Consider the following 23,698-nt stretch of genomic DNA (forward strand, 5'->3'; position numbering starts at 1 on the left):
CCATGGGACGGGTCACCGAACGCCGCCGCACCATCCGTATCAGGGACGGTGCCGTCACCACCCGCCCCGACACCCTCGTCTCCGAGGAACCCATGGAGATCCGGCTGAACGGCAAGCCGCTCGCCATCACCATGCGCACCCCCGGCGACGACTTCGCGCTCGCGAGCGGATTCCTCGTCAGTGAGGGCGTCCTCGGCTCCGCCGAGGACGTCCGGTCGATCGTGTACTGCGCCGGAGCGACCGACGACGGCAAGAACACGTACAACGTGGTGGACGTCCAGCTCGCACCCGGCGTCCCGATGCCGGACATCACGCTGGAACGCAACGTCTACACCACGTCGTCGTGCGGCCTCTGCGGCAAGGCCAGCCTCGACGCCGTACGCACCACGGCGCGTTTCCCGATCGCCGACACTCCCCCGGTCCGGGTCGAACCGGCTCTGCTTTCCGGCCTCCCCGACCGGTTGCGGGCGGCACAGCAGGTCTTCGACCGGACCGGGGGTCTGCACGCCGCGGCCCTCTTCTCCGAGACCGGCGAACTCCTCGACATCCGGGAGGACGTCGGCCGCCACAACGCGGTCGACAAACTCGTCGGACGGGCGCTCCAGCAAGGTCTGCTGCCGCTCTCACGGGCGATCCTGCTGGTCTCGGGCAGGGCCTCCTTCGAACTCGCCCAGAAGGCGGTGATGGCCGGAATCCCGGTCCTGGCGGCGGTCTCCGCACCGTCGTCACTCGCCGTCGACCTCGCCGCGGAGACAGGACTGACACTCGTCGGCTTCCTCCGCGGCCCCTCCATGAACGTGTATGCCGGCGACGACCGCATCGCCCTCCACAGCGAGGTGTGACGCGCTGCCGCTGCACGGGATACACGGGATAAGGACCCGGCCGGCGGGGAGCGCCCCCTGCGCCGGCCGGGTCCCTCCCCCCATTTTTTTGGGGGGCTCGGTTCGCCTCCGGGGCGCTCTGAGTCGATGTCGACGGTCGACCGTGCTCAGCCCCTCGTTCCTCGGGGCCTCCGCGCGCTCTCCCTTTCGACACCGACGCGCCCCTTCGGCTCACTCGCCACGGACTTGGGGCGGAGGTCAGAGCCTTGTGGTTCAACTGGCGGCTCATCCGGCAAATGTTGGTCCGCGCGGTGTTTGGCGATCACCGCGCACACCACCAGTTGCAGCATGTGGAACAGCATCAGCGGCAGCACCGCCAGGCTGGCGTGCGCGCCGAACAGCACGCTGGCCATCGGAAGCCCGGCCGCGAGGCTCTTCTTCGAGCCGGCGAACTGGATCGCCACCCGGTCCGCCCTGCCGAAGCCCAGCCGCCGCGAGCCGTACCAGCTGATCGCCAGCATCGCCGCGAGCAGCACCACCTCGACCGCGAACAGCGCGCCGAGGCGCCCCGGAGTCACCCGGTGCCAGATGCCCGCGACCATGCCCTGGCTGAAGGCCGTGTAGACGACCAGCAGGATCGATCCGCGGTCCACCCGGCCCAGCAGCGCGCGGTGGCGGGTGAGGAAGCCGCCGACCCAGCGCCGTAGCAACTGCCCCGCCACGAACGGCAGCAGCAGCTGCGCCACGATCCGCAGCAGCGAGTCCGGCGAGAAACCGGTCGCACCGCCGCCCAGCAGGAGCGCCGCGAGCAGCGGGGTCACCACGATGCCCGCGATGCTGGAGAAGGACCCCGCGCAGATCGCCGCCGGCACATTGCCCCGTGCGATGGACGTGAAGGCGATGGACGACTGGATCGTCGACGGGACCAGACAGAGGAAGAGCAGCCCGTTGTAGAGCTCGGGTGTCAGGACGAGGGGCACGAGCCCGCGCGCGGCCAGCCCCAGCACCGGGAAGATCAGGAACGTACAGGCCAGGACGGTCAGATGGAGCCGCCAGCTCTTGAGGCCGTCGACCGCCTCACGGGTCGAGAGTCGGGCGCCGTAGAGGAAGAAGAGAAGCGCCACGGCTCCGGTCGACGCCCCGCCGGCGACGTCCGCCGTGGTGCCGGACGCGGGGAGGAGCGCCGCGAGGGCGACGGTGGCGAGGAGAGCGAGGATGTACGGGTCGAGGGGCAGCCAGGACGGCAGCCGCCGGGACCGGGGAGATCCTGGGGACGGGGGCGACGGGGACGGCGTGCGGCGGCGGTTCATGTGCTCCACTGGCTCTTGCTGTGCTCTGGATCTCGTACACGGCCGGGATCTTGGTCCCTGTTCCGGGACGGATCGCGCGCTCTCCATGATCCAGTGCCCGAGCTTGATCGGGAATCCCGTATACGGCTCTGACTGCCATCACGGTCCGCGATGACCGCGGGCTACTCTGTGCCGCATGTACGACATGTACGACCCCGCTCAGCTCCGTACGTTCCTGGCCGTGGCCCAGACGCTGAGCTTCACGCAGGCCGCGCGGCGTCTCGGCGTACGGCAGTCGACGGTCAGCCAGCACGTACGCCGCCTTGAGGCGGCGGCCGGGGACCGGCAGCTCTTCACGCGGGACACGCACAGCGTGGAGCTGACCGAGGACGGCGAGGCCATGCTCGGCTTCGCCCGTACGATCCTCGCCGCCCACGAGCGGGCGGCCGAGTACTTCTCCGGGACCCGGCTGCGGGGCAGGCTGCGCTTCGGCGCCTCCGAGGACTTCGTGCTGACGCGGCTGCCCGAGATCCTGGAGTCCTTCCGCACCGACCACCCCGAGGTCGATCTGGAGCTGACCGTCGAACTCTCCGGCACGCTGCACGAACGGCTCGCGGCCGGCGAACTGGATCTGGTGCTGGCCAAGCGCCGGGGCGGCGACACGCACGGGGAACTGGTCTGGCAGTCCACGCTGGTCTGGATCGGGGCGCCGCGGCTGCGGATCGACCCCGAGCGTCCGGTACCCCTGATCCTCTTCCCGGCGCCGGGTATCACCCGCGCCCGGGCGCTGGAGGTGCTGGAGGCGGACGGCCGCGCGTGGCGCATCGCCTGTACGAGCGCGAGTCTGAGCGGACTGATCGCGGCGGCACGCGCGGGGCTCGGCGTGATGGCGCACACCCGGGGCCTGATCCCGCCGGGCCTGGTGCCCGTACCGGCGCGCGCGGCGCTTCCGGAGCTGGGCGGGGTGGACTTCGTCCTGCTGCACGGGCGGCGGCATGTCGCCGCGGCTCCTGGGGGATCGGACCGGAGCCCGGCGGACGCGCTCGCGGACGCCATCCTGGCGGGCGGCGACCGGCTCCACCGGCCGGCCGGCACGCGCTGAGAAGCGCCCCTTCCGGCACGCGGGTCACATCCGTCACATTCGCCACCGACGAAAACCGGTCGGCCCGAGGCGCTGGTACAGGCCAAGCCCCGGTCGGGGGCGGGGGGCGTAATCGGCCCGTACAGATTCGGTGGAGATTCCCCCAAGGCACACTTACTCTACGGTCAGAAGAGCGTCCGCCGCCTCTCCGCGGCGCGGCTTTCCCGTCTCTGACCTGCGGCGATACCGCGAGGCACCACCTGTGTCCGCCCCCTCCCCCCGGACTCGGCCTTGGGGTAGCGTCACGGCGCCGTGCGGAGCGCCACAAGGAGCAGGTCATTGCGCGAGTTCACTGTCCGACCCATGGCGTCTGCGCCCCATGCGGGCGGGCTGGCGGACGTCGTATTCGATCATGCGCTGGACGATCCCCGGCGGGTCGCGCTCGGCCGCAAGGACGCCGACGGCGTGTGGCGGAACGTGACGTCGGCCGAGTTCCGCGACGAGGTGCTGGCCCTGGCGAAGGGACTGCTGGCGCACGGCGTCCGGTTCGGCGACCGGGTCGCGCTCATGTCCCGTACCCGGTACGAGTGGACACTCTTCGACTTCGCGCTCTGGACGGTCGGCGCCCAGTCCGTGCCGGTCTACCCGACCTCCTCGGCCGAGCAGGTCCTCTGGATGCTGCACGACTCCGGGGTGTCGGCCTGCATGGTCGAGCACGAGGACCACGCGATGACCATCGGCTCGGTGATAGACCGGCTCCCCCGCCTCAAGAAGCTGTGGCAGCTGGACGCCGGCGCCGTCGACGAACTGACCCGCGCGGGCGCCGAGATCGAGGACGACGTCGTCCACCGGCACCGCCGGGCGGTGACACCGGATTCCACCGCCACGGTGATCTACACCTCCGGCACCACGGGCAGGCCCAAGGGCTGTGTGATCACGCACGCCAACTTCATGTTCGAGACGGACACGATGATCGCCCGCTGGGAGCCGGTCTTCCACTCCAAGCGCGGTGACGAGGCGACGACGCTGCTCTTCCTGCCGCTCGCCCATGTCTTCGGGCGGATGGTCGAGATCGCCGCGGTCCGGGGGCGGGTGAAGCTGGGCCACCAGCCGGTGATGCGGGCGAACGAACTGCTCCCGGATCTGGCGGCGTTCCGGCCGACCTTCATCCTGGCCGTGCCGTACATCTTCGAGAAGATCTTCCACGCGGCCCGCCGCAAGGCGGAGCGCGAGGGCAAGACCGGGCCCTTCGACAAGGCCGTGGACGTGGCGGTGAAGCACGCGGAGGCGATGGAGCACAAGGCGTTCGGGCTCGGCCCGGGCCCGTCCGCCGGGCTGCGGATCCAGCACCAGTTCTTCGAGAAGGCCGTGTACTCCAAGGTGCGCGCCGCGATGGGCGGCCGGGTGCGGCACGCGATGTCGGGCGGTTCGGGGATGGACCGGCGGCTCGGTCTCTTCTTCGAGGGCGCGGGTGTCACGGTCTTCGAGGGGTACGGCCTGACGGAGTCCAGCGCGGCGGCGACCGCCAACCCGCCGGAGCGCACCCGGTACGGGACGGTCGGCCAGCCCATTCCCGGCACGACGGTGCACATCGCCAAGGACGGTGAGGTGTGGCTGCACGGCGGTCATGTCTTCAGCGGCTATCTGAACGATCCGAAGGCCACCGACGCCGTCCTGCGTGACGGCTGGCTCGCCACGGGCGACCTCGGCGCGCTCGACGAGGACGGCTATCTGACCATCACCGGGCGGAAGAAGGAGATCCTGGTGACGTCGGGCGGCAAGAGCGTCTCGCCGGCCGGCCTGGAGGAGCGCGTACGGGCGCATCCGCTGGTCGCCCAGTGCATCGTGGTCGGCAACGACCGGCCGTACATCGCCGCGCTGGTCACCGTCGACCAGGAGGCGGTGGAGCACTGGCTCGCGATGCGCGGGAGGCCGCCGCTCAAGCCGGTCGAGGTGGTGCGCGACCCGGATCTGGAGCTGGAGATCAGACGTGCGGTGGTCGCGGCCAACACGCTGGTGTCGCAGGCCGAGTCGATCCGTACGTTCCGGATCCTGGCCCATCCCTTCAGCGAGGAGCACGGGTTGCTGACGCCGTCGCTGAAACTCAAGCGCAAGGCGATCGAGACGGCGTACACGGTCGAGGTGGACGCGCTCTACCGCTGACCGGTGGCGGGCGGGGCACACGGGAACGGGAATGCCTGCGAGGCCGCGGTGGTTGCGGCCCTGGAAGAACGACCGACGACGTAAGGATCGCCGCACGTGAGTAAGACCCCCTCCCTCACCCTCAACAACGGCCTCGACATGCCCCAATTGGGATTCGGTGTCTGGCAGGTCCCCGACGACGAGGCCGCGCGGGCGGTGAGTACGGCCCTGGAGGTCGGCTACCGCAGCATCGACACGGCGGAGATCTACGGGAACGAAGAGGGCACGGGCAAGGCGATCGGGGCCTCCGGGATCGCCCGCGACGAGCTCTTCGTCACCACCAAGCTGTGGAACGCCAAGGACGTGGACTGGACGCGCGACGCGGTCCTGCGCGCGTTCGACGGCTCCCTCGCGAGGCTGGGTCTCGACCACGTCGATCTGTATCTGATCCACTGGCCGCGCCCCGCGCGGGACGACTACCTCACGATCTGGCGGGCGTTCGAGGAGATCGCCGAGAGCGGCCGGGCGAGGGCGGTGGGGGTGTCCAACTTCCAGCCGGCACAGCTGCGGCGGCTGTTGGACGAGACCTCGGTGGTGCCCGCGGTCAACCAGGTGGAGCTGCACCCGCAGTTCCAGCAGGCCGAGGTGCGCGCGGTCAACGCGGAGCACGGCATCGTGACGGAGGCCTGGTCGCCGCTGGGTTCGGGCAAGGGGCTGCTCGACGTGCCGACGGTGGTGGCGATCGCCAGGAAGCACGGCAGGACCCCCGCGCAGACCGTGCTTCGCTGGCACCTCCAGCTCGGCAACGTGGTGATACCGAAGTCCGTGACACCGTCGCGGATCAAGGAGAACTTCGACCCGTTCGGGTTCGAGCTGGACCAGGAGGACCTGGCGGCCCTGGCCGCACTGGACTCCGGGAACCGGCTGGGCTCGAACCCGGACACCTTCGACAGCTAGGGTCCGTCGTCCGGATCGGGCCGGATCAGGGAGCCTGGTCGCCGCCGAGTTGACGGCCGAGCAGTGCCAGGCCCGCCAGCAGGCAGACCATTCCGAGGGGCACGGTCCAGTGGTCGCGCCCGAAGCCCGTGCCGACCGCCATCTGAAGGGTGCCCGCCGTCACCAGCGCGGCCCGGGGGCACGTCACTCGGGCCGGCACCCGAAGGGCCCTAGGGATTACCCCCGGTGGCCAACTCCGGTTTTCCCGCGCGGTGTTCCTGGGGGCTGATGCCCCGTACCCGCTTGAACGCCGCGCTCAGCGCGAACGAGCCGCCGTAGCCGACCTGCCGGGCGATCGACTCGACCGTGGCGTCCGTCTCCCGCAACCGGTCGGCGGCCAACGAGAGCCGCCAGTCGGCGAGATACGCCATCGGCGACTCTCCCACCAGCGCGGTGAAGCTCCGGGCGAGGGCCGCGCGGGAGACCCCGCACTTCGCGGCGAGCGAGGCGACGGTCCAGGGACGGGCGGGTTCGTTCTGGAGCAGCCGCAGCGCCCGGCCCACCACCGGGTCGCCCATCGCCCGGTACCAGCGGGGCGCCGCCGCGTCCGGCCGGGAGAACCAGGTTCGCAGCGCGGCGATCATCAGCAGGTCGAGCACCCGGTCGAGCACGACGCTCTGGCCGGGGTCGTCCCGTGAGATCTCGTCGTCCAGGAACGGCATCAGCGGGGAGTCCCAGGCGTCGGCCGGGAGATGGACCACGTCGGGCAGCGCGTCGAGCAGGCGCCGGCTGACCTCGCCCGCCATCTGGTAGGTGCCGACGAGCATGGTCGAGGGCCCGTCGAGCGCGTTTCCCCAGGTCCGTACTCCCAGCCGCATGGACTGCGCGAGCGGCTCACCGCGCAGTGTGTGACAGGTGCCGCCCGGTCCGATGACCGCCTGCGGCGCTCGGTCCGGGGCGTCGGTGACGGTGTACGGCGCGGGGCCGCGCACGATCGCGATGCCTCCGGGGCGTACCCGGACGGGCGGCGTGTCCGTGTCGGGGACGATCCAGGCCTCGCCGTGGGTGACACACATCAGACAGAGGGGTGCCCGGTCCTCGATCCGGACGGACCATGGCGGTTCCATCACCATGCGGAGCAGGAACGCCCCTCGGGCGCGGGGTCCGTCGAGAAGTCCGGCGAGTGCGTCCATGGCGCCAGATTAGAGGCGCGTACGGCTCCTCGGTACGGGCGCCCCGGCTCCCGGAGGGGCGGTCAGGGCGTACGGTACGTCACCGGCTCACAGCGCACCGTGCGTGGGGGCGATCTCCTCGACCCGGGCGGCCAGATCGAAGTCACGCTCGGTGATCCCGCCCACGTCGTGCGAGTTCACCGCCACGTCGACGGTGTTGTAGCCGAGGGTGAGATCGGAGTGGTGGTTCAGCTCCTGCTGGATCCGCGCGACGTGCACGACCATCGCCGTGGCGGCGAAGTGGTCGACGAGCTGGTAGTTCCGGACGATCCTCCCGTCCTCGAAGGACCACTCGGGCAGCGCCGCCAGCCGGTCTTCTATCTCCTGCGGTGACAGTGATTCCTTGGCCATGGGGTCACTCCTTACGGGGCCCGCCGGGGACCCTCGCCAGTTCGGGGGACGCGGTGTCGAGCGGCACCGTGTAGGAGCGTACGAGGCCGAGCTGGACGGCCTGCCGGGGCAGCACGGCGTCGAGCACCCAGTCCGCCGCGACGCGTATCCGGTTCCCCGGCATGGCCGCCAGGTGGTAGCCGCGGGTGACCGCCCCGGCCACCGGTCCGGAGAGCGGCACCCCCAGGGGGTTGGCCGCGGCCTTGACCCCGCCGAGGTCCACGACGAATCCGAGGTCGTGGTGCGCGTACGTCTCCCACCCCCCGTGGCCGAGGGAGGCGGCCACGTTGCGGCCGGCCACCTTGCCCTGGCGGCTCGCGTGCTGCGCGGTCATGGGGGTGAACTCGCCGGGCCTGGTCAGATCGGGTACCGCGGCGGCGTCACCGCACGCGAAGACCTCCGGGTGGCCGGGCACGGCCAGCCGAGGATCGACGACCAGCCTGCCGCGTTCGACCGGCAGTCCGACATCGGCGACGAGGGGGTCGGGCCGTACGCCGACGCACCAGACGAGGGTCCGGGTCTCGATGAACTCCCCGTCGTCCAGCAGGACACCCCTGGAGGTGGCCTCCTTGACGGACGTGCCGGTGCGCACGTCGACACCGCGCCCGCGCAGTACGCGGTCGGCGGTGTCGGAGAGCCGGTGGTCCAGCTCGGGCAGGACCCTGGGCGCGATGTCGAGGAGCAGCCACCGGGGGGCGGGCCGCTGTTTGCGGCCGGGCTGCTTGCGGACCAGGTCGTCGGTGAAGAGCTTGCCCTGGGCGGCGACCTCGGTGCCGGTGTAGCCCGCGCCGACCACGACGAAGGTGGTGCGCGCCGGGTTCTCGGGGCTGTCTCCGGCGGCGGCGAGTTCTATCTGGCGGGTGACGTGGTCGCGCAGGTACAGGGCTTCGGGCAGACCCCGGAAGCCGTGCGCGTGCTCGGCGACGCCCGGGACCGGCAGCAGTTTGTTGACGCTGCCGACGGCGAGGACGAGCCGGTCGTACGTCAGCTCGCCGCTCTCGCCCTCGGGGCCCGAGTACCGCACCGACCGTTTCTCCAGGTCGACGTGGTCGGCCTCGCCGAGTACGAGGCGTACCCGGGGCAGCGCGTAGGGCAGCGAGACGGTCACCCTGCGTGGTTCCAGGATTCCGGAGGCCACCTGCGGCAGGAGCGGCAGGTAGAGGAAGTAGTCGGTCGGGTTCAGGAGGACGACCTCGGCCTGGTCCCGTACGCGTCGGCAGAGCGTACGGGCGGCCTCGAAACCGGCGAATCCGGCTCCTACGACGACGATGCGGGGACGGCTCACGTTCGACTCCGGACTGTGGCGCGTCGGGCCCTTCGGTCGACCCGTCGGGTGCCCGGCCGGGGCCGGGGCACACGGCGGTCAGCCGACGTATCACACCCTCATGCCACTGATTGCCCTGTATGTCCGCTTCCTCATTATCCTCGCGTCCGCCGGTACTGCGACATGATCTCCGTGGGCGTCAGCGCGCGGTCGAAGAACATCAGGTCGTCCATCCGGCAGTCGCAGGGGTTCCCCTCCTGGGTGTTCTGCGGATAGCTGCCGCCGATCTTGATGCCGCGCGGATCGGTGGGCGACGCGGCGTCGGGCTCCGGCTCCCCTTCCACCGCCCAGGGGTCGCCGGACACCACGTACCGGCCCGGCAGCGGGCGGCCGTCCCGGTAGAGCGCCATCGCGCCGCTGTCGAAGTCGAACGTCGCGGCGAGGAACACCCAGGTGTCGGGCGGCAGGATGCGCCGCCAGTCGGCGTCGGCGGCGAAGGTCGCCGAACTCCCCTCGTCCACCCGCCGCCCGAGGGCGACGACCTTCATCTCCCCGTCGACCGTGATGAGTTCGAGCAGGGCGCGTACGTCGTGGCCGCCCGAGGTGCCCGAGAGGATCCCGGCGAGGCCGATCGCGTTGTAGCGGTCGTCCGGGGCGGGGGTGCCCGAGTTGAGCGCGGGGTTCTCGCCGGTCATCCTGAACCAGCCCATGACGGTGGTCTGCCGGGCGGCGTTGAAGGCGCTCAGGGTCGGCACCCCCCGGGGGCCGTACACGCCGGCCTTCCAGTCGTCGTTGCCCGCGACGGTGGGCGAGACCTGGCGTGTCCGCAGGACCCTGCCGGGCCGTTCGTCGTCCCTGACCCGTGCGTGGGCGCCGCCGTTGACGAGTTCGATCGTGGTGCCGGAGCGGCCCCGGTCGCGTTCGCGGGCCGGATCACCGGGGACGGGGTGCTCGAAGTCGTACGCGGCGACGGGGCTCGGTACTCGCGACGCCCCCTCTGCGGTCCCTTCCGCCGGCGCGAACGCGGTCACCAGCAGGGTCGTGGTCAGGGCGAGTGCCAGGGCGAGCCGGCGGCGCCCGGATGTGTCACCGCGCATCGGTCACCTTCCAGATCCGGCCGTTGGCCTTCGCGAGGACGTACAGCTCACCGGCCCGGTCCGTACCGAACCGCAGGTCGACGCGCTCGTCCCCGGCCAGCTCGGCCATCGAGGTCTCCTCGTCGGCCGCGTCGAGGACCTTGAACTGGTGGACCTTCGCGAGGGGCCCGCCGCGGCGCATGTCCGCCACGTCGGAGTAGAAGATGCGCCCGCCGACGCCCTCGCCGTAGACGTACTTGCCCCGCAGCTCGGGGATCTCCGCGCCCCGGTAGACGAAGCCGCCGATCAGCGCGTTGCCGCTGTCCGCGCACGGGGTCCCCGGCGGCGGTACGTGGTCGAAGGCCGCGACCGGGTAGGTGTAGCCGTACTGCTCGTCGTTGTCCGGGAGTTGGTAGACACCGCAGGTCGGGTTCCCCTCCTTGCGGTACTCGAAGGGTCCCTCCCGGTCGCTCCAGCCCAGGTTGTCACCGGCCCTGACGTCGTACACGGACTCGATGCGGTGCTCCCCGATGCTCCCCACGAACAGCTGCCCGCTGCCGCCGGAGTCCCAGCTGAACCGGTGCGGGTCGCGGAAGCCGTACGCGTAGATCTCGCCGAGCACGTACTGCCGGCCGACGAAGGGGTTGGAGGGCGGGATGCCGTACTTGCCGCCGGGGCCGTTGTCACCGGCCGGGTCGATACGCAGGATCTTGCCCTGCGGTACGTACAGATCCTGGGGCACCGAGCTGCGCCAGCCCGCTCCGCCGTCCCCCGCGGCGATGTAGAGCAGCCCGTAGTCCTCGTCCCCGGGGCGGGCGCGGGGGTTGAAGTTGATCTCCTGGATGTCGTGGACGGTGCCCTGGAAGCCGAGCCTCATCACCTCCCGGCGCGAGCCGGCGAAGGTCGCGGCGGCCGGGTCGTCGGCCGTCCACTCGGTGACCACGCTGTGGACGACCGTGACGCCGCCGGACGGCAGGTCGGGGCGTTTGCGAAGCGCGTCCCTGGCCTCGGTGTGGACGGTGTAGAACCTGCCGTTCCCGGCGAACTCCGGGTGGAAGGCGACGAAACCGAAGCCGCTGCCGAGCCCCTGGTGGGACCAGAAGTCGGGGCCGACCTCCGCGCCGACGTCCAGATACTCGGTGGGTGCGCCCGCGCTGTCCAGCAGATAGAGCGAGCCGTTGAGATCGGGGACGTACAACCGGCCCGACGCGTCGGGGACTTCACCGACGTAGTTGATCCGGGCCCACCGCTTGAGGCGGTCGTCCGTCGGCGGCGGCACCGGCTCCGACTTGGGCAGAGTCGAGAACTCGTCAAGAACCAGGCCAATTTCGGAGAGCGTCGGATCGGGCAGCGGATCGGCGATCGGCCCGTCCTCACGGGCGGCGGCCGGTGGCACGAGAAGCGACAGGAGGAGCACCCCCGCCGCGACCGCGAGTCTTCTTCTCCCTGTAGTTCCGGGCTTGGGCATCCCGCTCACCTCATCGGCTCGGACGGTACGGCTCGGACGGACGGCGCCACCGCGTAGAAAGCGCTTCCAGCGACCCATCCGCGCCAAGTTACAAACGAGGCAAGGGCGCGGCAAGGGGGCTGGAGCGAGCAAAGTGGCGGGCGCACCGATTTCGGACACAACACTCCCATGAGACGGTCAAGTCCATAGGGGCGCGTGGGGAGTCGGTCCCGGATGGCGATACTGTGCGCCCGCGCCGTCATCCGGCGGCGAAGTGAACGCGGAGGATTCAGTGACTGTATTCAACAGATCGTGGCGACGCCCCGGGGCGCTCGTGACGGTCGCGGCGGCGGGTGCGCTCGGCGTCGGCCTCTTCGCCGCCCCGGCGGTGGCGCACACCCCGGCCTGGGCCGTGACCTGCTCGGAGGTGAGCGTCGATCTCGTCAACTACACCGCCGACGCCGAGAACACGGTGACCCTGAGTGTCGACGGCAAGGAGCTGCTGGCCACCGAGAAGTTCGGTGGGGAGTTCCACAAGAAGATCGAACTGCCCGAGCACGACAAGGAGCTGACGCTCCACCTCGTGGTCAAGGACGGTTCGGGCAACGACGGTTCGCTCGACGACACCAAGACCGCTCCGGTCTGCGAGGGCAGCGAGCCCGAGCCCACGCCGTCGACGACTCCGCCGTCGGACGAGCCCGAGCCCACGCCGACCGAGGCCGAGCCCGAGCCGAGCAAGACGACCGCCGCGGCGGCCGTTCCCTCCTCGCAGCCGAGCCCCGCGGGTGACGACCTCGCCGAGACGGGTTCCTCCAGCGCCACGCCGCTGATCGCGGGCGCCGCCGCCGTCATACTCGTGGCCGGTGCGGGCATCACGTGGGCCGCGCGCAAGCGCCGCGCCGTGGGCAACTGACCCCGCGCGACCACCGCTGACGACCGCTGACGCACGGCGGACACGACCGCCGGCGGACGCGGAACCGCCGTCGGCCGGAGGACATGCGAGTGTCCTCCGGCCGGCGGCGTCGCTGTGTCCGGGGCCCGCCGGTCCCCCGGCGCCCGTGGCTCCCGGTCAGGGCGTGGCGCTGCCGGGCAGTCGCTCCAGGAGCGCGCGCAGGTCGTCCGCGTGGTCCTCCTCCTGCGCGAGCAGATCCTCGAACACCCGGCGTGTGGTGGGGTCGCCCGCCCCCAGCCACTGCGCGATCTCCGTGTACGACGTGATGGCGACCCGTTCCGCCACCAGGTCCTCCTTGATCATCTCGATCAGGTCGAGGCTCTCGTCGTACTCCGCGTGCGCGCGCCTGGTGAGGGTGTCCGGGTTGAAGTCGGGCTCTCCTCCGAGCTGTACGATCCGCTCGGCCAGCTTGTCCGCGTGGGCCTGTTCGTCCCCGGCGTGTTCGAGGAATTCGGCGGCGACCGGTTCCGCGTAGAGCCCCGTCGCCGTGTAGTAGTGCCTCTTGTAGCGCAGTGTGCAGACGATCTCGGTGGCCAGCGCCTCGTTCAGGACCTGGATGACACGTGCGAGATCCGCTCCGTAGGCGTCCGTCACGGGGCCCTTGTCGATCTCCTGGCGCGCGCGCTCACGAATCGTCGTGATGTCGGTGAGGAATTCGGCCATGACCGTTCACATCCTTTCTTTGCGGCTGGTGTCGCGACGGCGGGCCCGCAGAATTCCCTGGCCCCGGAGAGCGCGGCCGCCACGGGGGCTTCTGCCCAGATACGACTCCGCCGCACGGATCGCCTCGTGGGCGGTGCGATGCCCCATCAGCACGCACAGGGTGTAGGCGACATCGTCCAGCCGCCGCCGGCGCACCGGGTTGTGCGGCTCCCGCAGGACCAGCTGCTCCCAGGTCCGGTAGCGGCGCAGCAGTTGGGCGAGCCTGGCCTTGTCCGGCAGAAGCATGCTCTTCTCCCGATTCCCGAAGCGGCCCGGCTGGACCTGCTTGTCCGGCGACGTCTCGGCCCGCGGGAGGGCGGTGTTCTCCGCCGTCCCGCGGGCCTTGCCCATCATCGTGCGCCGATCACCCGTTGTCCGCAAACGGACACGTTCCGTGGTGGTCGTCAGCTGTCGAAAACGTCGAGGAAGGCCGAGTTGAACGCCTTGAGGTCGTCGGGCATCCGGCTGCTGACGAGGGTGTTCGGCCCGTCGGTGCAGATCTGGACCTGCTTGTCGACCCAGGTACCGCCGGCGTTGCGGATGTCGGTCCGCAGGCTCGGCCAGGAGGTGAGCGTCCTGCCGCGTACGACGTCGGCCTCCACCAGAGTCCACGGGGCGTGGCAGATCGCCGCCACCGGCTTCCCCGCGTCGAAGAAGCTCTTCGCGAACGCGACGGCTCCGGCGTCCAGCCGCAGGGCGTCGGGGTTGGCCACCCCACCGGGCAGGACGAGTCCGTCGAAACCGTCCACCGAGCTGTCGGCGACGGTCGCGTCCACCGGGAAGGTGTCCGCCTTGTCGAGGTGGTCGAACGTCTGCACCGTGCCCGGCCTCGTCGAGATCAGCACGGGCTCACCGCCCGCGTCGAGCACCGCCTGCCAGGGCTCGGTCAGTTCGACCCGCTCGGTGCCCTCGGTCGCCATCAGAAACGCCGTGCGCATGCCTCTCACGTCCTTTCGGTCTGCTGGGTCGCCCCGGTCCGGAGGGCTGTTCGCGGTCCGTCGGTGTCAGCGCGGCGCGCCGTGGTGTCAGCGCACCATCGCCGTTCCCGTCAGGAGCTTCACCGCGGCGGCGATCGAGTCGGCGTCGATCCCGGCGGCGCGCAGCTGCTCGGCGGGGGTCGCCGAGCCGGGCATCTCCCGTACGCCGAGGCGCACCAGCCGGGGGGCGGGCCGGCCGTCGGAGAAGACCTCGGCGACGGCGTCGCCGAGTCCGCCCTGCGGGTGGTGGTCCTCCACGGTGATCAGACAGCCGGTGTCGGCGGCGGCGGCCTGGAGCGTGACCTCGTCGGCCGGCTTGATCGAGTACATGTCGACGACCCGCACGGTGATGCCCTCCTCGGCGAGCAGATCGGCCGCCTTCAGGCACTCGTGGACGGTGATCCCGGAGCCGATGAGGGTCATCCGGTCGTCGATGGTGTGCCGGAGCACCTTGCTGCCGCCGACGGGGAACTGCTCGTCGGGGCCGTAGATCACCGGTGTCCTGCCGCGCAGGGTGCGCAGATAGCTGATGCCCTCCAGCTCGGCCATCGCGGCGACGAGCCGGGTCGTCTGGTTCGCGTCGCACGGCTGGAGCACCGTGGTGCCGTGCAGCGCGCGGAACATGGCGAGGTCTTCGAGGCCCATCTGGGAGGGCCCGTCCTGGCCGATGGAGACTCCGGAGTGGGAGCCGACGACGCTGACCGACGCGTCGCCGATGGTGGCCATCCGCAGGAAGTCGTGCGCGCGTGTCAGGAAGGCCGCGAAGGTCGACACGTACGGGATCTGTCCGCAGGCCTGCATGCCGACGGCGGCGGCCACCAGCTGCTGCTCGGCGATGTAGCACTCGAAGTAGCGCTCGGGGTGCTCCTTGGAGAAGAACTCGGTACGGGTCGAGTCGCCGACCTCGCCGTCGAGCGCCACGATGTCGCCCCGCGCGAAGCCGAGCGCGGTCAGGGCCTGGCCGTAGGCGTCCCGGGTGGCGATCTCGTCGCCCCTGTCGAAACGCGGCAGGTTCAGATGGCCGACGCCGGGGTGGGCGTCGGTGGCCGTCGTGGTGGGCTTGCGCACCTCGACCCGCATCGACCGCCGGCCGCCCAGCTCCTCGATGGCGCGCGCCGCGTCCGGGAGGGGCTTGCCGTGCATGCCCTCGCGGTCCTCCACCGAGGCGACTCCCCGGCCCTTCATGGTGGCGGCGATGATCGCGGTGGGCTCGCCGAGGGTCGAGCGCGCCTCGTCGTAGGCCGCCTCGATCGCGTCGATGTCGTGGCCGTCGACCTCGATGGTGTGCCAGCCGAAGGCGTGCAGTCTGCGGCTGTAGGCGGCGAGGTCGTGCTCGTGGCGGGTGGGTCCGCGCTGGCCGAGCCGGTTCACGTCGACGATCAGCGTCAGCGAGTCGAGATGCTCGTGTCCGGCGTGCTCGGCGGCCTCCCAGATCGATCCCTCGGCCATCTCGCTGTCGCCGCAGAGCACCCAGACCCGGTACGGGACCTTGCCGAGCCGCTGCCCGGCGAGCGCCATGCCGACGCCCAGCGGCAGTCCCTGCCCGAGCGAGCCGGTGGCGACGTCGACCCAGGGCAGCCGGGGGGTGGGGTGGCCCTGAAGCCTGCTGCCCTCGCGGCGGTAGGTGTGGAACTCGGCCTCGTCGATGGCGCCGGCCGCGAGATACATGGAGTACAGCAGCGGTGTGGCGTGGCCCTTGGAGAAGATCAGCCGGTCGTTCCCCGGGTGGTCGGGGCGGTCGAAGTCGTACGTCAGATGGTTGGACAGCAGGACGGCGGCGAGATCGGCGGCGGACATCGACGAGGTCGGATGTCCGGAGCCCGCCGTGTCGGCCACGCGGACCGAGTCGACCCTGAGCTGCTGCGCCAGTTCTGTCAGAAGTTCGCTACGCATGTCACTCCTCACCGGATGCGACCGGGTGCGGCGGCCGGACGGGCGGACGGTGGACTTCGCGGGTGCCCGAGGGCGGCGACAGCAAACGGCGGCCGCGCCCGTTCTGCCCCCTACCCACCAGATTGCCCCACCTGAGGGAAGCCCGCAGAACGCGCGGGCGGCGCGGGGGCGGTCCGGGCCCGGCTACCGTCCCCGTATGACATCGCGTACGCCGGGGGCCGGGGTCGGGCCGCTCTTGAGGAGCTGGCGTGAACAGCGCCGGATCAGTCAACTGGAGCTGGCCCTGCGCGCCGGTTCGTCCGCCCGTCACATCAGCTTCGTGGAGACGGGCCGGGCGCGGCCGAGCGAGGAGATGGTCCTGCGGCTCTCGGAGCATCTGGAGGTGCCGGTGCGCGAGCGCAACGCCCTGCTGCTGGCCGCCGGTTACGCGCCCCGCTTCACCGAGACCGCGATGGACGATCCGTCGATGGCGGTGGTGCGGGAGGCGCTGGAGCGGCTGCTGCGGGGGTACGAGCCGTATCCGGCGCTCGTCGTCGACGGGACGTACACGCTGGTGGCGGCCAACCGGGGCCTCGCGCTGATCATGGAGGGCGTCCCCGACCGGCTGCTGGTGCCGCCGGTCAACGCGGCGAGGGTCGTCCTGCATCCGGAGGGCGTCGCGCGGCGTATCCGCAATCTCCGGCAGTGGCGGGCGCATCTGCTGGGCCAGATGGAGCGGCAGATCGCGCTCGACCGGTCCGACGCGCTGCGGGCACTGTACGAGGAGGTCGCCGCGTACCCGCCGCCGGAGGGGGCGGTGGACGACTCGGACGGTCCCGAGGGTGGGGACGCCGGTGACCCTGCGGCGTTCGCGCTCGGGAACTTCGCCCTGCCGCTGCGGATCGAGCACGGCGGTCAGGTGCTGACCTTCCTGTCGTCCATCTCGACGTTCAACACACCGATGGATGTGACAGTGGCCGAGCTGGCGATCGAGACCTTCCTGCCGGCCGATCCGGCGACGGCGAAGTATCTGATGGCGCAGCTGGGCTGAGGCTGAGGACGGACCGGACGGACGGACCGGTCCACCGGACGGTGGACCGGTCCGGTCCTGTGCGGGGTCCGGTGCGGGAGGTCAGGACCTGTCGCGGGCGTCCCGTCGGGCCTCGGACGGGCGGGGCGGGGTGTGCGCGGGCCGGGCCGTGGCGGGGTCGGTGGTCGGGGCCGACGGCGCCGGGGCCGCGGTGGTCGGGGCCTTGGCCTCGTGGCGGCTGGAGTGCGCGGCCTCGGCGCGCAGCAGGGCGTTGAGTACGGCGAACGGGTCGATGGGCATGGCTGTGTCCTCGCGGTGCTCGGGGGTCGACGTGCTGACGGGGTTGAGGTGCTGACGGTGTCGGCGTGGATCGGCCGGACCGCTCAGCAGCGCAGCACCGGACAGCGGGCGACCGGTGGGGCGACCGGTCCCGTCCGCGAGGGGGCGAGGGCTCCTCCGTACGGAGGGCGGGGCGCCCGGCGGCCGGTCCCGGTCCTCGCGCCCGCGGCCCCGCGGGCGGCCCTGGCCGCAGCGGGCTGGGCGGCCATCGCGGTGTCGTGGTGGCCCTCCCCGGCGGGCTCGGGCACCGTCGACGCGGCCGGGCGGGGTTCCGCTCCGCGGGCCGCCGACGCGCAGGGATCGAGCGACATCCCCAGAAGGATGCAGAGCACCAGCAGCGTGACCAGACGCACGACGGAGCGTCCCGCCGGGGCGGGGCGGGCGCTGTGCGGTCCCGGGGCGCTGTTCACAGGGCACGACCTCCTGATCGTGCATCCTGTGCCCGCCGGGGCCGCCGTGCGCGCCGGGAGGCCCGGAACCGCTCTCCCGGGGGACACGCGTTACGCCGACCCGTGCAGGGCCTCCTCCGCCACCGGGGAGGTCCGGGGGCGGACGTCAGACCGTCTCGGAGCCCCGCTCCGTCTCCTTCTGGAGAAGGGCGCCCCGCGCCGCCGCCGGACCGAGCGGCACCTGCGGACCCAGTCCGTCGTACAGCCAGTGCTTCAGCACCGCGTGGACCTGCTCCGCGCCCACCAGCTCGCCGCCGCCGGGGACCGGCGCGGGCAGGGTCAGGGGCGACAGCAGGAAGGCGTTGGACTGCTCCCCGCCGAGTCCTCCGTGGGAGCCGATCTGCTCCTCGAAGGCGTGCACCCGGCCCGTCGCCGGGTCGTACATCGAGTTGACCATGATGTCCGCGACGTGCGGGAAGGAGTCGGTGCGCCGTACCGCGTCGGCGGCGCCGGGTCCCATCGTGGCCAGCAGCCCCGTGTCGTCCAGCTTGGCGACCGGGATCTCGGCGCCGGCGGGGCCGAGCACCACCGAGCCGTTCGCCTCGCTCCGTACGAGGAGGAAGCCGATGCCCGGGTGGTTGGCGAGGGTCCGCAGCAGCGCCGGGTGGCGTTCGTCTATCTGCTCGCGGCTCATCCGCTCACGGACGTCGGGGAAGGAGATCAGCCCCAGATTCCCGGAGGCCAGCACGATCGGGTCGGACCCCCGCGCCGAGCGCTTCTCGTCGCTCTCGCCCTCGTCGCCCGCGTCCACCGGCCGGTGGAGGGCCGTGCGCACGGCGTCACGGGCCGCGTCGCGGGCCTCCGCGCCGCTCCGGGTGCGTACCGCGCGGCGCGGCACGGGCAGTCCGCACCCGGCCCGTACGAGATCGCGGAGCGTGAGCCCGTACACGCCCTGGAAGGTCTCGCCGGGGCTCTGCCCGTGGTCGGAGAGGAGCACGAGCCGGTAGGAGCGCGGCGCGTGGTCGGCGACCTTGGCCAGCAGCGCGATCGAGCGGTCGAGCCGTCGCAGGACCCGGGCGGCGTCGCGGCTGTGCGGTCCCGAGTGGTGGGCCACCTCGTCGTACGCGACGAGGTCGGCGTAGACGGCGGCGCGCCCGGCCAGCATGTCGCCTATGACGGCCGCGACGACGACGTCCCGCTCGACGACGGTCGCGAAGGCCCGGATGAAGGGGTAGAGCCCGCCCCGGGCCACCCTGGGCCGGTCGCCGCGGACGCGGGCCCGGGTCGACTGGCCTATCTCGCGGCCGACCTCCGCGACGAAGGAGACGGCCGTACGGACGGCGTTGGCCGGGTCGGTGAAGTACGCGAAGTAGCCGGCCCGTGAGCGGTTGGCCCTGCCGCGCCGGGCGGCCATCGACAGGACGAGCGCCAACTGGTCGGCGCCGCCGCTGAAGAGATTGCCGCGGCTGGCGCCGTCGAGGGTGAGGAGGCCGCCGTCGCGGGTGCGCTCGACGGCCCGGCGCTGGAGTTCGGCGGCGCTGGCGGGCCGGTTGCTGACCATGATCCGCCCGCTCTCCTTCTCGTACCAACGGAAGGCGGGGACATCGTGGTTGCTGCCGTGGAGGATGCCGAGCTGGCTGGCGCCCGTCTGGCTGGACCAGTCGGTGCGCCAGGGGGTGAGGCGGTGGGTCGGGCGCTCCCCGAGCCAGCCGGCGACGGTCGGCATGTGACCGTCGGCGACCGCGTCGAGCAGCACCTGGTGTCCGACACCGTCGAGTTGGAGGAAGAGCGTGCCGGGCGAGGCCGTGTAGGCGGCGCGCGCGCCGTCCTCGCCGCTACGGCGCCTGCGGCGTTGGGCGAGGCGCGAGAGCCTGCGCCGGTAGGCGTCGTCGTCGCGTACGGCGAGGGCGGTGGAGGTCGCGGACGCGACGGCCGACATGACGGCGGCGACCACGATCGCGTTCTCCGGGTTGGCGGCGCCACCGCCGTCGGGGGTCGTCTTGAGCGCGACCAGCAGCAGGGAGCCGTTGAGGAAGAAGACCAGCAGACCGAGCACCAGGGCCGGCACCAGCAGCAGGGCACGGACCAGCAGGGGCCAGACGAGCGCGCTGAGGAGGCCGAAGGCGCCCGCTCCCCAGGCCGCGGTGATGGCCGTCCTGGTGAGGCTGTCGTCGGTGCCCTTCAGCTGGAAGTCGGGCAGGATGCCGGCGAGCGCCAGGAAGGTCAGGGTGGAGACCGCCCAGACGACGACCACCCGCATCAGGGCCCTGCCGGCCGTCCGCCATCGCCCCTTGAACACCGCGCTTTCACCTCACGTCCAGGGCCCGCACACCGGCACGGGCTCGAAGCACAGCCTCGCACAGCGCGCGGCGGGCCCGGTCTTCCGGCGGGAGAGGGGTCCGGAAGTGCCCGGGCGGGGTCAGCAGCCGTCGTAGCCGGCTGTAGGCATCGAGAGTCGGCGGTGGACCCTGGCCTTGGACGTCGCGTCGTACGACGGCTCGTCCGTCCCCACGGTCTCCAGGGGGACGCCGCGGCGCTCGCACTCGGCGGTGAAGGAGGGCACGGACGCGAACGCCCGGTCGAGCACGCGCTCGTTGGGGACGACGAAGGCGTCGATCACACCCGCCTCGACATCGACCCAGAGCCCGCAGTGGTCGGAGCGCATCCCGTAGAGGAGCAGCTGCCGGGTGACGACATACCCCTTGTCGGCGGCCCAGCGCGCGCACATCGCCTGCTGGCCGCGGATGTCGACCAGGAACGGCTCGCGGTCGAGCTCTTCGAGGGGCGTGAGGCTGGCTATGGCCGCCACTCGTAACTCGCCCATGTCTCCGCCTCCCCCGCTCGGTGCGCCCGGCCGTTCCCCCGAACCCGGCCCCGGTTCCCCGGTGTTCGACGACCCTACTCCGATCGCGCCCTCTTAAGGAGGCGCGTATCGGGCAGGTGCGGGCGCACGAATCTGCCATCGGCGCACGCCCTCGGGCGCGCGCCGTCCGGAGCCGCGAGCCACCTCCTGCCCGTTCCGTGGTCCGCCGCCGTACGCTGAGAGCCTGATACGGACGGAGCTGAGGTCCCGCTGTGGGAAATGTGATCACCTGGTGGGGTCATGCCACGTGCACGGTCGAGGACTCCGGTGTCCGGGTGCTGACCGATCCGCTCTTCGCGCGCAGGCTGGTTCATCTGCGCCGCCGGCGCGGTGAGGTACCGCCGCCGGAGGCGGCCGTCGCGGACGCCGTCCTCGTCTCCCATCTGCACTCCGACCATCTGCATCTGCCGTCGCTGGCCAAGCTCGCGCCGGGCACCCGGCTGATCGTGCCGCGGGGCGCCCGCCGGGCGGTGCCCGGACTGCGGCGGCTGGACGCCGTCCGGCGCGGCGGCGGGCTGCGGATCACCGAGGTCGGGCCGGGCGACGAGGTGGAGATCGGTCCGTTGTGGGTACGGGCGGTGCCCGCCTCCCACGACGGGCGGCGGCTGCCGCTGGGACCGCAGCGCTCCCCCGCGCTCGGCTATGTGATCACCGGTGAGCGCCGCACGTACTTCGCGGGCGACACCGGGCTCTTCGACGAGATGGCGGACGTCGTGGGCACCGTCGATGTGGCACTGCTCCCGGTGGGCGGCTGGGGTCCGCATCTGGGCCACGGTCATCTCAACGCCGACCGCGCGGCCGAGGCGCTGGCCCGGCTCTCCCCCGGGGCGGCGGTGCCGGTGCACTACGGCACGTTCTGGCCGATCGGCATGGACGGTGTACGGCCGCACGAATTCCACTCGCCCGGCGACGAGTTCGTCCGCCAGGCGGCCCGGCGCGCGCCCGGGGTCGCCGTCCACCGGCTTCGGCACGGCGAGAGTGTGCGCCCGGGGGCCACCCTGTGATCGACCAGCTCATGAGCCAGCTGCCGTCGGAGTCGGCGCAGCAGGCGGTCACCTATCCGTCGCTGTTCCTGCTGGTGGCGCTGGGGGCGTTGGTACCGGTGGTACCGACGGGCGCGGTGGTGAGTTCGGCCGCGGTGGTCGCCTTCCACCAGACGGCGCCGCTGGCGCTGCTGTACATATTCGTGGTGGCCTCGTTCGCCGCGTTCCTCGGCGACATCACGCTCTACTGGCTGGGGCGGCGGGGGGTCAACTCGAAGAACGGCTCGCGCTGGCTGGCGGCGCTGGAGCGGCGGGTCTCGGACGAGACGCTCGAACAGACACAGCGCAGACTGCGGGAGCACGGTGTGACGGTCCTGGTGCTGTCGCGGTTGGTGCCCGCGGGGCGGATTCCGGTGATGCTGGCGTGCCTGCTCACCCGGTGGCCGTCGACGCGGTTCGTCAAGGGCGCGCTGCCGGCGTGCCTGGCGTGGGCGGCGACGTACCAGCTGATCGGGATCCTCGGCGGTTCGCTCTTCGCGGAGCCGTGGGAGGGCGTGGTCGCGGCGGTAGCGCTGACGGTGCTGATCAGCGGCAGTCCCACGATCTGGCGCAGGCTCCGGGGGCGCGGCAAGGGCGCGGACGGCTCCGCGCGGGGGGACGGGAAAGGCGCTCCGGAGGGTCCGACGGCCCCGGACGGGCCGACGGAGTCAGACGGTCAGCAGGCGTGAGGCACCGACGGGCAGGTCCCACAGCTGCTCGCGCGGTCTCCCGGTCCGCTCCCAGGCGGCCCTGACCCGCTCCAGCGGCTCCATCACGGGCTCGGCCGAGAGCACGAACGTCGCCCAGTGCATGGGCGCCATGTTGCGGGCGCCGACGTCCTGGCAGGCGCGTACGGCCTCCTCCGGGTCCACGTGGACGTCGCTGAGCCACCAGCGCGGGTCGTACGCCCCGATGGGCATCAGGGCCAGGTCGATGTCCGGGTACCGGCCGCCGATCTCCTCGAACCAGTGGCCGTAGCCGGTGTCCCCGGCGAAGTAGACGCGTCGGCCGGTCGTCCCGTCGGTGAGCATCCAGCCGCCCCAGAGCGAGCGGCAGGTGTCGGTGAGGGTGCGCTTGGACCAGTGGTGGGCGGGGACGAAGTCGAACCGTACGGTGCCGGTGCCGCCGTCCCCGCAGGGCAGTTCGGCGGCCTCCCACCAGTCCAGTTCGGTGACCCGCGTGAAGCGGCGGCGCGCGCACCAGCGCCCGAGTCCGGCGGGCACGAACAGCGGGGTGTCCCTCGGCAGCCGCCGCAGCGTGGGCGCGTCGAGATGGTCGTAGTGGTTGTGGCTGACGACGACCGCGTCGACGGGCGGCAGATCCTCCCAGGGGACGCCGACGGGGGTGATCCGCGCGGGTGTGCCGAGGATCCGGCGCGACCACACCGGGTCGGTCAGGACGGTGAGCCCGCCGATACGGACCACCCAACTCGCGTGCCCGGCCCAGGTGACGGCGACGGTGGCGGCGTCCACGTCGGGCAGCGGTCCCCGCTCGACGGGCAGTCGCGGTACGGCGTCGAGGGCTCCGGGGCGTGGCCGCGCGGCGCCTTCCCTGGCGAGCCGCGCGAACGCCCGTACGCCGGGGAGCGGGGTGGTGAGCCGGTGGGCGAAGGACCGGGGCCAGCGGCGGCCGACCTCACCGAGGGGACGGAGCGTGGCGCCGGTCCGGGCGGCCTGGTCAGAGGCCGTGGCCCGGGAGGGGGAGGCCGTGCCGCGCGCGCGTCGGGCGGGGTCCGTCCGATCGGTGTGGTCCGTCATCGAAGCTCCGTTCAGGGCGGTGCGACGCGGTCTGTCGGGGCGGTACGCCGGGGTGTGCGGCGGGTCGGGGGCCGGGGTCGGAGGTCGGGGTCGACGGTGGGGGTCGACGGTGGGCGG

General features: G+C 72.0%; 24 protein-coding genes. 8 read left to right on the forward strand and 16 right to left on the reverse strand.

Annotated features, from left to right (window positions below; genetic code table 11):
• Nucleotides 1-2: 2 nt before the first annotated feature.
• Nucleotides 3-842 carry a formate dehydrogenase accessory sulfurtransferase FdhD gene (fdhD, locus tag ACFWU9_RS11475; RefSeq protein ID WP_384316688.1) on the forward strand — a complete coding sequence of 280 codons (840 nt, stop codon included), beginning with the start codon at nt 3-5 and terminating at the stop codon, nt 840-842.
• Between the two features lie 146 nt (nt 843-988).
• Here the strand turns inward: fdhD and ACFWU9_RS11480 are convergent, their stop codons facing one another.
• Nucleotides 989-2,131: a bile acid:sodium symporter family protein gene (locus tag ACFWU9_RS11480; protein ID WP_384316690.1), complete on the reverse strand. Its 1,143-nt coding sequence runs from the start codon at nt 2,129-2,131 to the stop codon at nt 989-991.
• A 184-nt stretch (nt 2,132-2,315) separates the two neighbouring features.
• Here ACFWU9_RS11480 and ACFWU9_RS11485 point away from each other — a divergent pair, with 184 nt between their 5' ends.
• From ACFWU9_RS11485 to ACFWU9_RS11495, 3 genes are all read left to right on the forward strand, one after another.
• Nucleotides 2,316-3,212 (forward strand): LysR substrate-binding domain-containing protein, encoded by an 897-nt coding sequence (locus ACFWU9_RS11485; protein WP_384316898.1) that lies wholly within the window; start codon nt 2,316-2,318, stop codon nt 3,210-3,212.
• Between the two features lie 342 nt (nt 3,213-3,554).
• Complete coding sequence (locus ACFWU9_RS11490; RefSeq protein ID WP_384316692.1) at nt 3,555-5,354, forward strand: AMP-dependent synthetase/ligase; 1,800 nt, start codon at nt 3,555-3,557, stop codon at nt 5,352-5,354.
• Nucleotides 5,355-5,450: 96 nt separating this feature from the next.
• Nucleotides 5,451-6,290 carry an aldo/keto reductase gene (locus ACFWU9_RS11495; protein WP_384316694.1) on the forward strand — a complete coding sequence of 280 codons (840 nt, stop codon included), beginning with the start codon at nt 5,451-5,453 and terminating at the stop codon, nt 6,288-6,290.
• A 25-nt stretch (nt 6,291-6,315) separates the two neighbouring features.
• Here the strand turns inward: ACFWU9_RS11495 and ACFWU9_RS11500 are convergent, their stop codons facing one another.
• The 6 genes from ACFWU9_RS11500 to ACFWU9_RS11525 form a co-directional block, all read right to left on the reverse strand.
• The gene (locus ACFWU9_RS11500; protein WP_384316696.1) at nt 6,316-6,477 is read right to left on the reverse strand and encodes a hypothetical protein; all 162 of its coding nucleotides are present in this window, start codon (nt 6,475-6,477) and stop codon (nt 6,316-6,318) included.
• A 22-nt stretch (nt 6,478-6,499) separates the two neighbouring features.
• Entirely contained in the window at nt 6,500-7,462 is a 963-nt protein-coding gene (locus tag ACFWU9_RS11505) for an AraC family transcriptional regulator (protein ID WP_384316698.1), read from the reverse strand.
• 87 nt (nt 7,463-7,549) lie between these two features.
• Nucleotides 7,550-7,852, reverse strand: coding sequence for a 4a-hydroxytetrahydrobiopterin dehydratase (locus ACFWU9_RS11510; RefSeq protein ID WP_384316700.1), 303 nt, complete (start codon nt 7,850-7,852; stop codon nt 7,550-7,552).
• 4 nt (nt 7,853-7,856) lie between these two features.
• Nucleotides 7,857-9,176, reverse strand: coding sequence for an NAD(P)/FAD-dependent oxidoreductase (locus tag ACFWU9_RS11515; RefSeq protein WP_384316702.1), 1,320 nt, complete (start codon nt 9,174-9,176; stop codon nt 7,857-7,859).
• Nucleotides 9,177-9,310: 134 nt separating this feature from the next.
• A complete protein-coding gene (locus tag ACFWU9_RS11520) occupies nt 9,311-10,252 on the reverse strand; it encodes a LamG-like jellyroll fold domain-containing protein (protein ID WP_384316704.1) in 942 nt (313 codons plus the stop codon).
• On the reverse strand, nt 10,242-11,699 hold the full coding sequence (locus ACFWU9_RS11525; protein WP_384316706.1) for a PQQ-dependent sugar dehydrogenase: 1,458 nt from the start codon (nt 11,697-11,699) through the stop codon (nt 10,242-10,244). The genes ACFWU9_RS11520 and ACFWU9_RS11525 overlap by 11 nt, the downstream gene beginning before the upstream one ends.
• Nucleotides 11,700-11,970: 271 nt before the next feature.
• Here ACFWU9_RS11525 and ACFWU9_RS11530 point away from each other — a divergent pair, with 271 nt between their 5' ends.
• Nucleotides 11,971-12,591, forward strand: a complete 621-nt coding sequence (locus tag ACFWU9_RS11530; RefSeq protein WP_384316708.1) for an LAETG motif-containing sortase-dependent surface protein — start codon at nt 11,971-11,973, stop codon at nt 12,589-12,591.
• A 156-nt stretch (nt 12,592-12,747) separates the two neighbouring features.
• Here the strand turns inward: ACFWU9_RS11530 and ACFWU9_RS11535 are convergent, their stop codons facing one another.
• The 4 genes from ACFWU9_RS11535 to ACFWU9_RS11550 form a co-directional block, all read right to left on the reverse strand.
• Nucleotides 12,748-13,293: a bacterioferritin gene (locus tag ACFWU9_RS11535; protein ID WP_384316710.1), complete on the reverse strand. Its 546-nt coding sequence runs from the start codon at nt 13,291-13,293 to the stop codon at nt 12,748-12,750.
• A gap of 6 nt (nt 13,294-13,299) precedes the next feature.
• Nucleotides 13,300-13,713, reverse strand: a complete 414-nt coding sequence (locus ACFWU9_RS11540; RefSeq protein ID WP_384316712.1) for a DUF5133 domain-containing protein — start codon at nt 13,711-13,713, stop codon at nt 13,300-13,302.
• A 23-nt stretch (nt 13,714-13,736) separates the two neighbouring features.
• The gene (locus ACFWU9_RS11545) at nt 13,737-14,270 is read right to left on the reverse strand and encodes a type 1 glutamine amidotransferase domain-containing protein (RefSeq protein WP_384316714.1); all 534 of its coding nucleotides are present in this window, start codon (nt 14,268-14,270) and stop codon (nt 13,737-13,739) included.
• An 87-nt stretch (nt 14,271-14,357) separates the two neighbouring features.
• Nucleotides 14,358-16,202 carry a transketolase gene (locus ACFWU9_RS11550; RefSeq protein ID WP_384316716.1) on the reverse strand — a complete coding sequence of 615 codons (1,845 nt, stop codon included), beginning with the start codon at nt 16,200-16,202 and terminating at the stop codon, nt 14,358-14,360.
• 196 nt (nt 16,203-16,398) lie between these two features.
• On the opposite strand from ACFWU9_RS11550, the gene ACFWU9_RS11555 reads away from it, so the two are divergent.
• Nucleotides 16,399-17,232: a helix-turn-helix domain-containing protein gene (locus tag ACFWU9_RS11555; RefSeq protein WP_384316718.1), complete on the forward strand. Its 834-nt coding sequence runs from the start codon at nt 16,399-16,401 to the stop codon at nt 17,230-17,232.
• An 81-nt stretch (nt 17,233-17,313) separates the two neighbouring features.
• Here the strand turns inward: ACFWU9_RS11555 and ACFWU9_RS11560 are convergent, their stop codons facing one another.
• The 4 genes from ACFWU9_RS11560 to ACFWU9_RS11575 all read right to left on the reverse strand — a co-directional run bounded on the left by ACFWU9_RS11560 (nt 17,314) and on the right by ACFWU9_RS11575 (nt 20,763).
• The gene (locus tag ACFWU9_RS11560) at nt 17,314-17,511 is read right to left on the reverse strand and encodes a hypothetical protein (protein ID WP_384316720.1); all 198 of its coding nucleotides are present in this window, start codon (nt 17,509-17,511) and stop codon (nt 17,314-17,316) included.
• An 83-nt stretch (nt 17,512-17,594) separates the two neighbouring features.
• Nucleotides 17,595-17,960 (reverse strand): hypothetical protein, encoded by a 366-nt coding sequence (locus tag ACFWU9_RS11565; RefSeq protein WP_384316722.1) that lies wholly within the window; start codon nt 17,958-17,960, stop codon nt 17,595-17,597.
• A gap of 145 nt (nt 17,961-18,105) precedes the next feature.
• Complete coding sequence (locus ACFWU9_RS11570) at nt 18,106-20,199, reverse strand: phage holin family protein (protein ID WP_384316900.1); 2,094 nt, start codon at nt 20,197-20,199, stop codon at nt 18,106-18,108.
• Nucleotides 20,200-20,358: 159 nt separating this feature from the next.
• Nucleotides 20,359-20,763: a hypothetical protein gene (locus ACFWU9_RS11575; protein WP_384316724.1), complete on the reverse strand. Its 405-nt coding sequence runs from the start codon at nt 20,761-20,763 to the stop codon at nt 20,359-20,361.
• A 251-nt stretch (nt 20,764-21,014) separates the two neighbouring features.
• Here ACFWU9_RS11575 and ACFWU9_RS11580 point away from each other — a divergent pair, with 251 nt between their 5' ends.
• Together ACFWU9_RS11580 and ACFWU9_RS11585 are read left to right on the forward strand one after the other, a co-directional pair.
• A complete protein-coding gene (locus tag ACFWU9_RS11580; protein ID WP_384316726.1) occupies nt 21,015-21,806 on the forward strand; it encodes an MBL fold metallo-hydrolase in 792 nt (263 codons plus the stop codon).
• 11 nt (nt 21,807-21,817) lie between these two features.
• Nucleotides 21,818-22,513 carry a DedA family protein gene (locus ACFWU9_RS11585; protein ID WP_384316728.1) on the forward strand — a complete coding sequence of 232 codons (696 nt, stop codon included), beginning with the start codon at nt 21,818-21,820 and terminating at the stop codon, nt 22,511-22,513.
• Here the strand turns inward: ACFWU9_RS11585 and ACFWU9_RS11590 are convergent.
• Nucleotides 22,493-23,581 carry an MBL fold metallo-hydrolase gene (locus tag ACFWU9_RS11590; protein WP_384316730.1) on the reverse strand — a complete coding sequence of 363 codons (1,089 nt, stop codon included), beginning with the start codon at nt 23,579-23,581 and terminating at the stop codon, nt 22,493-22,495. The two genes, ACFWU9_RS11585 and ACFWU9_RS11590, sit on opposite strands and share 21 nt — an antisense overlap.
• Nucleotides 23,582-23,698 lie beyond the last annotated feature (117 nt).

This window comes from Streptomyces sp. NPDC058653, assembly GCF_042716895.1.
Lineage (GTDB): Bacteria > Actinomycetota > Actinomycetes > Streptomycetales > Streptomycetaceae > Streptomyces.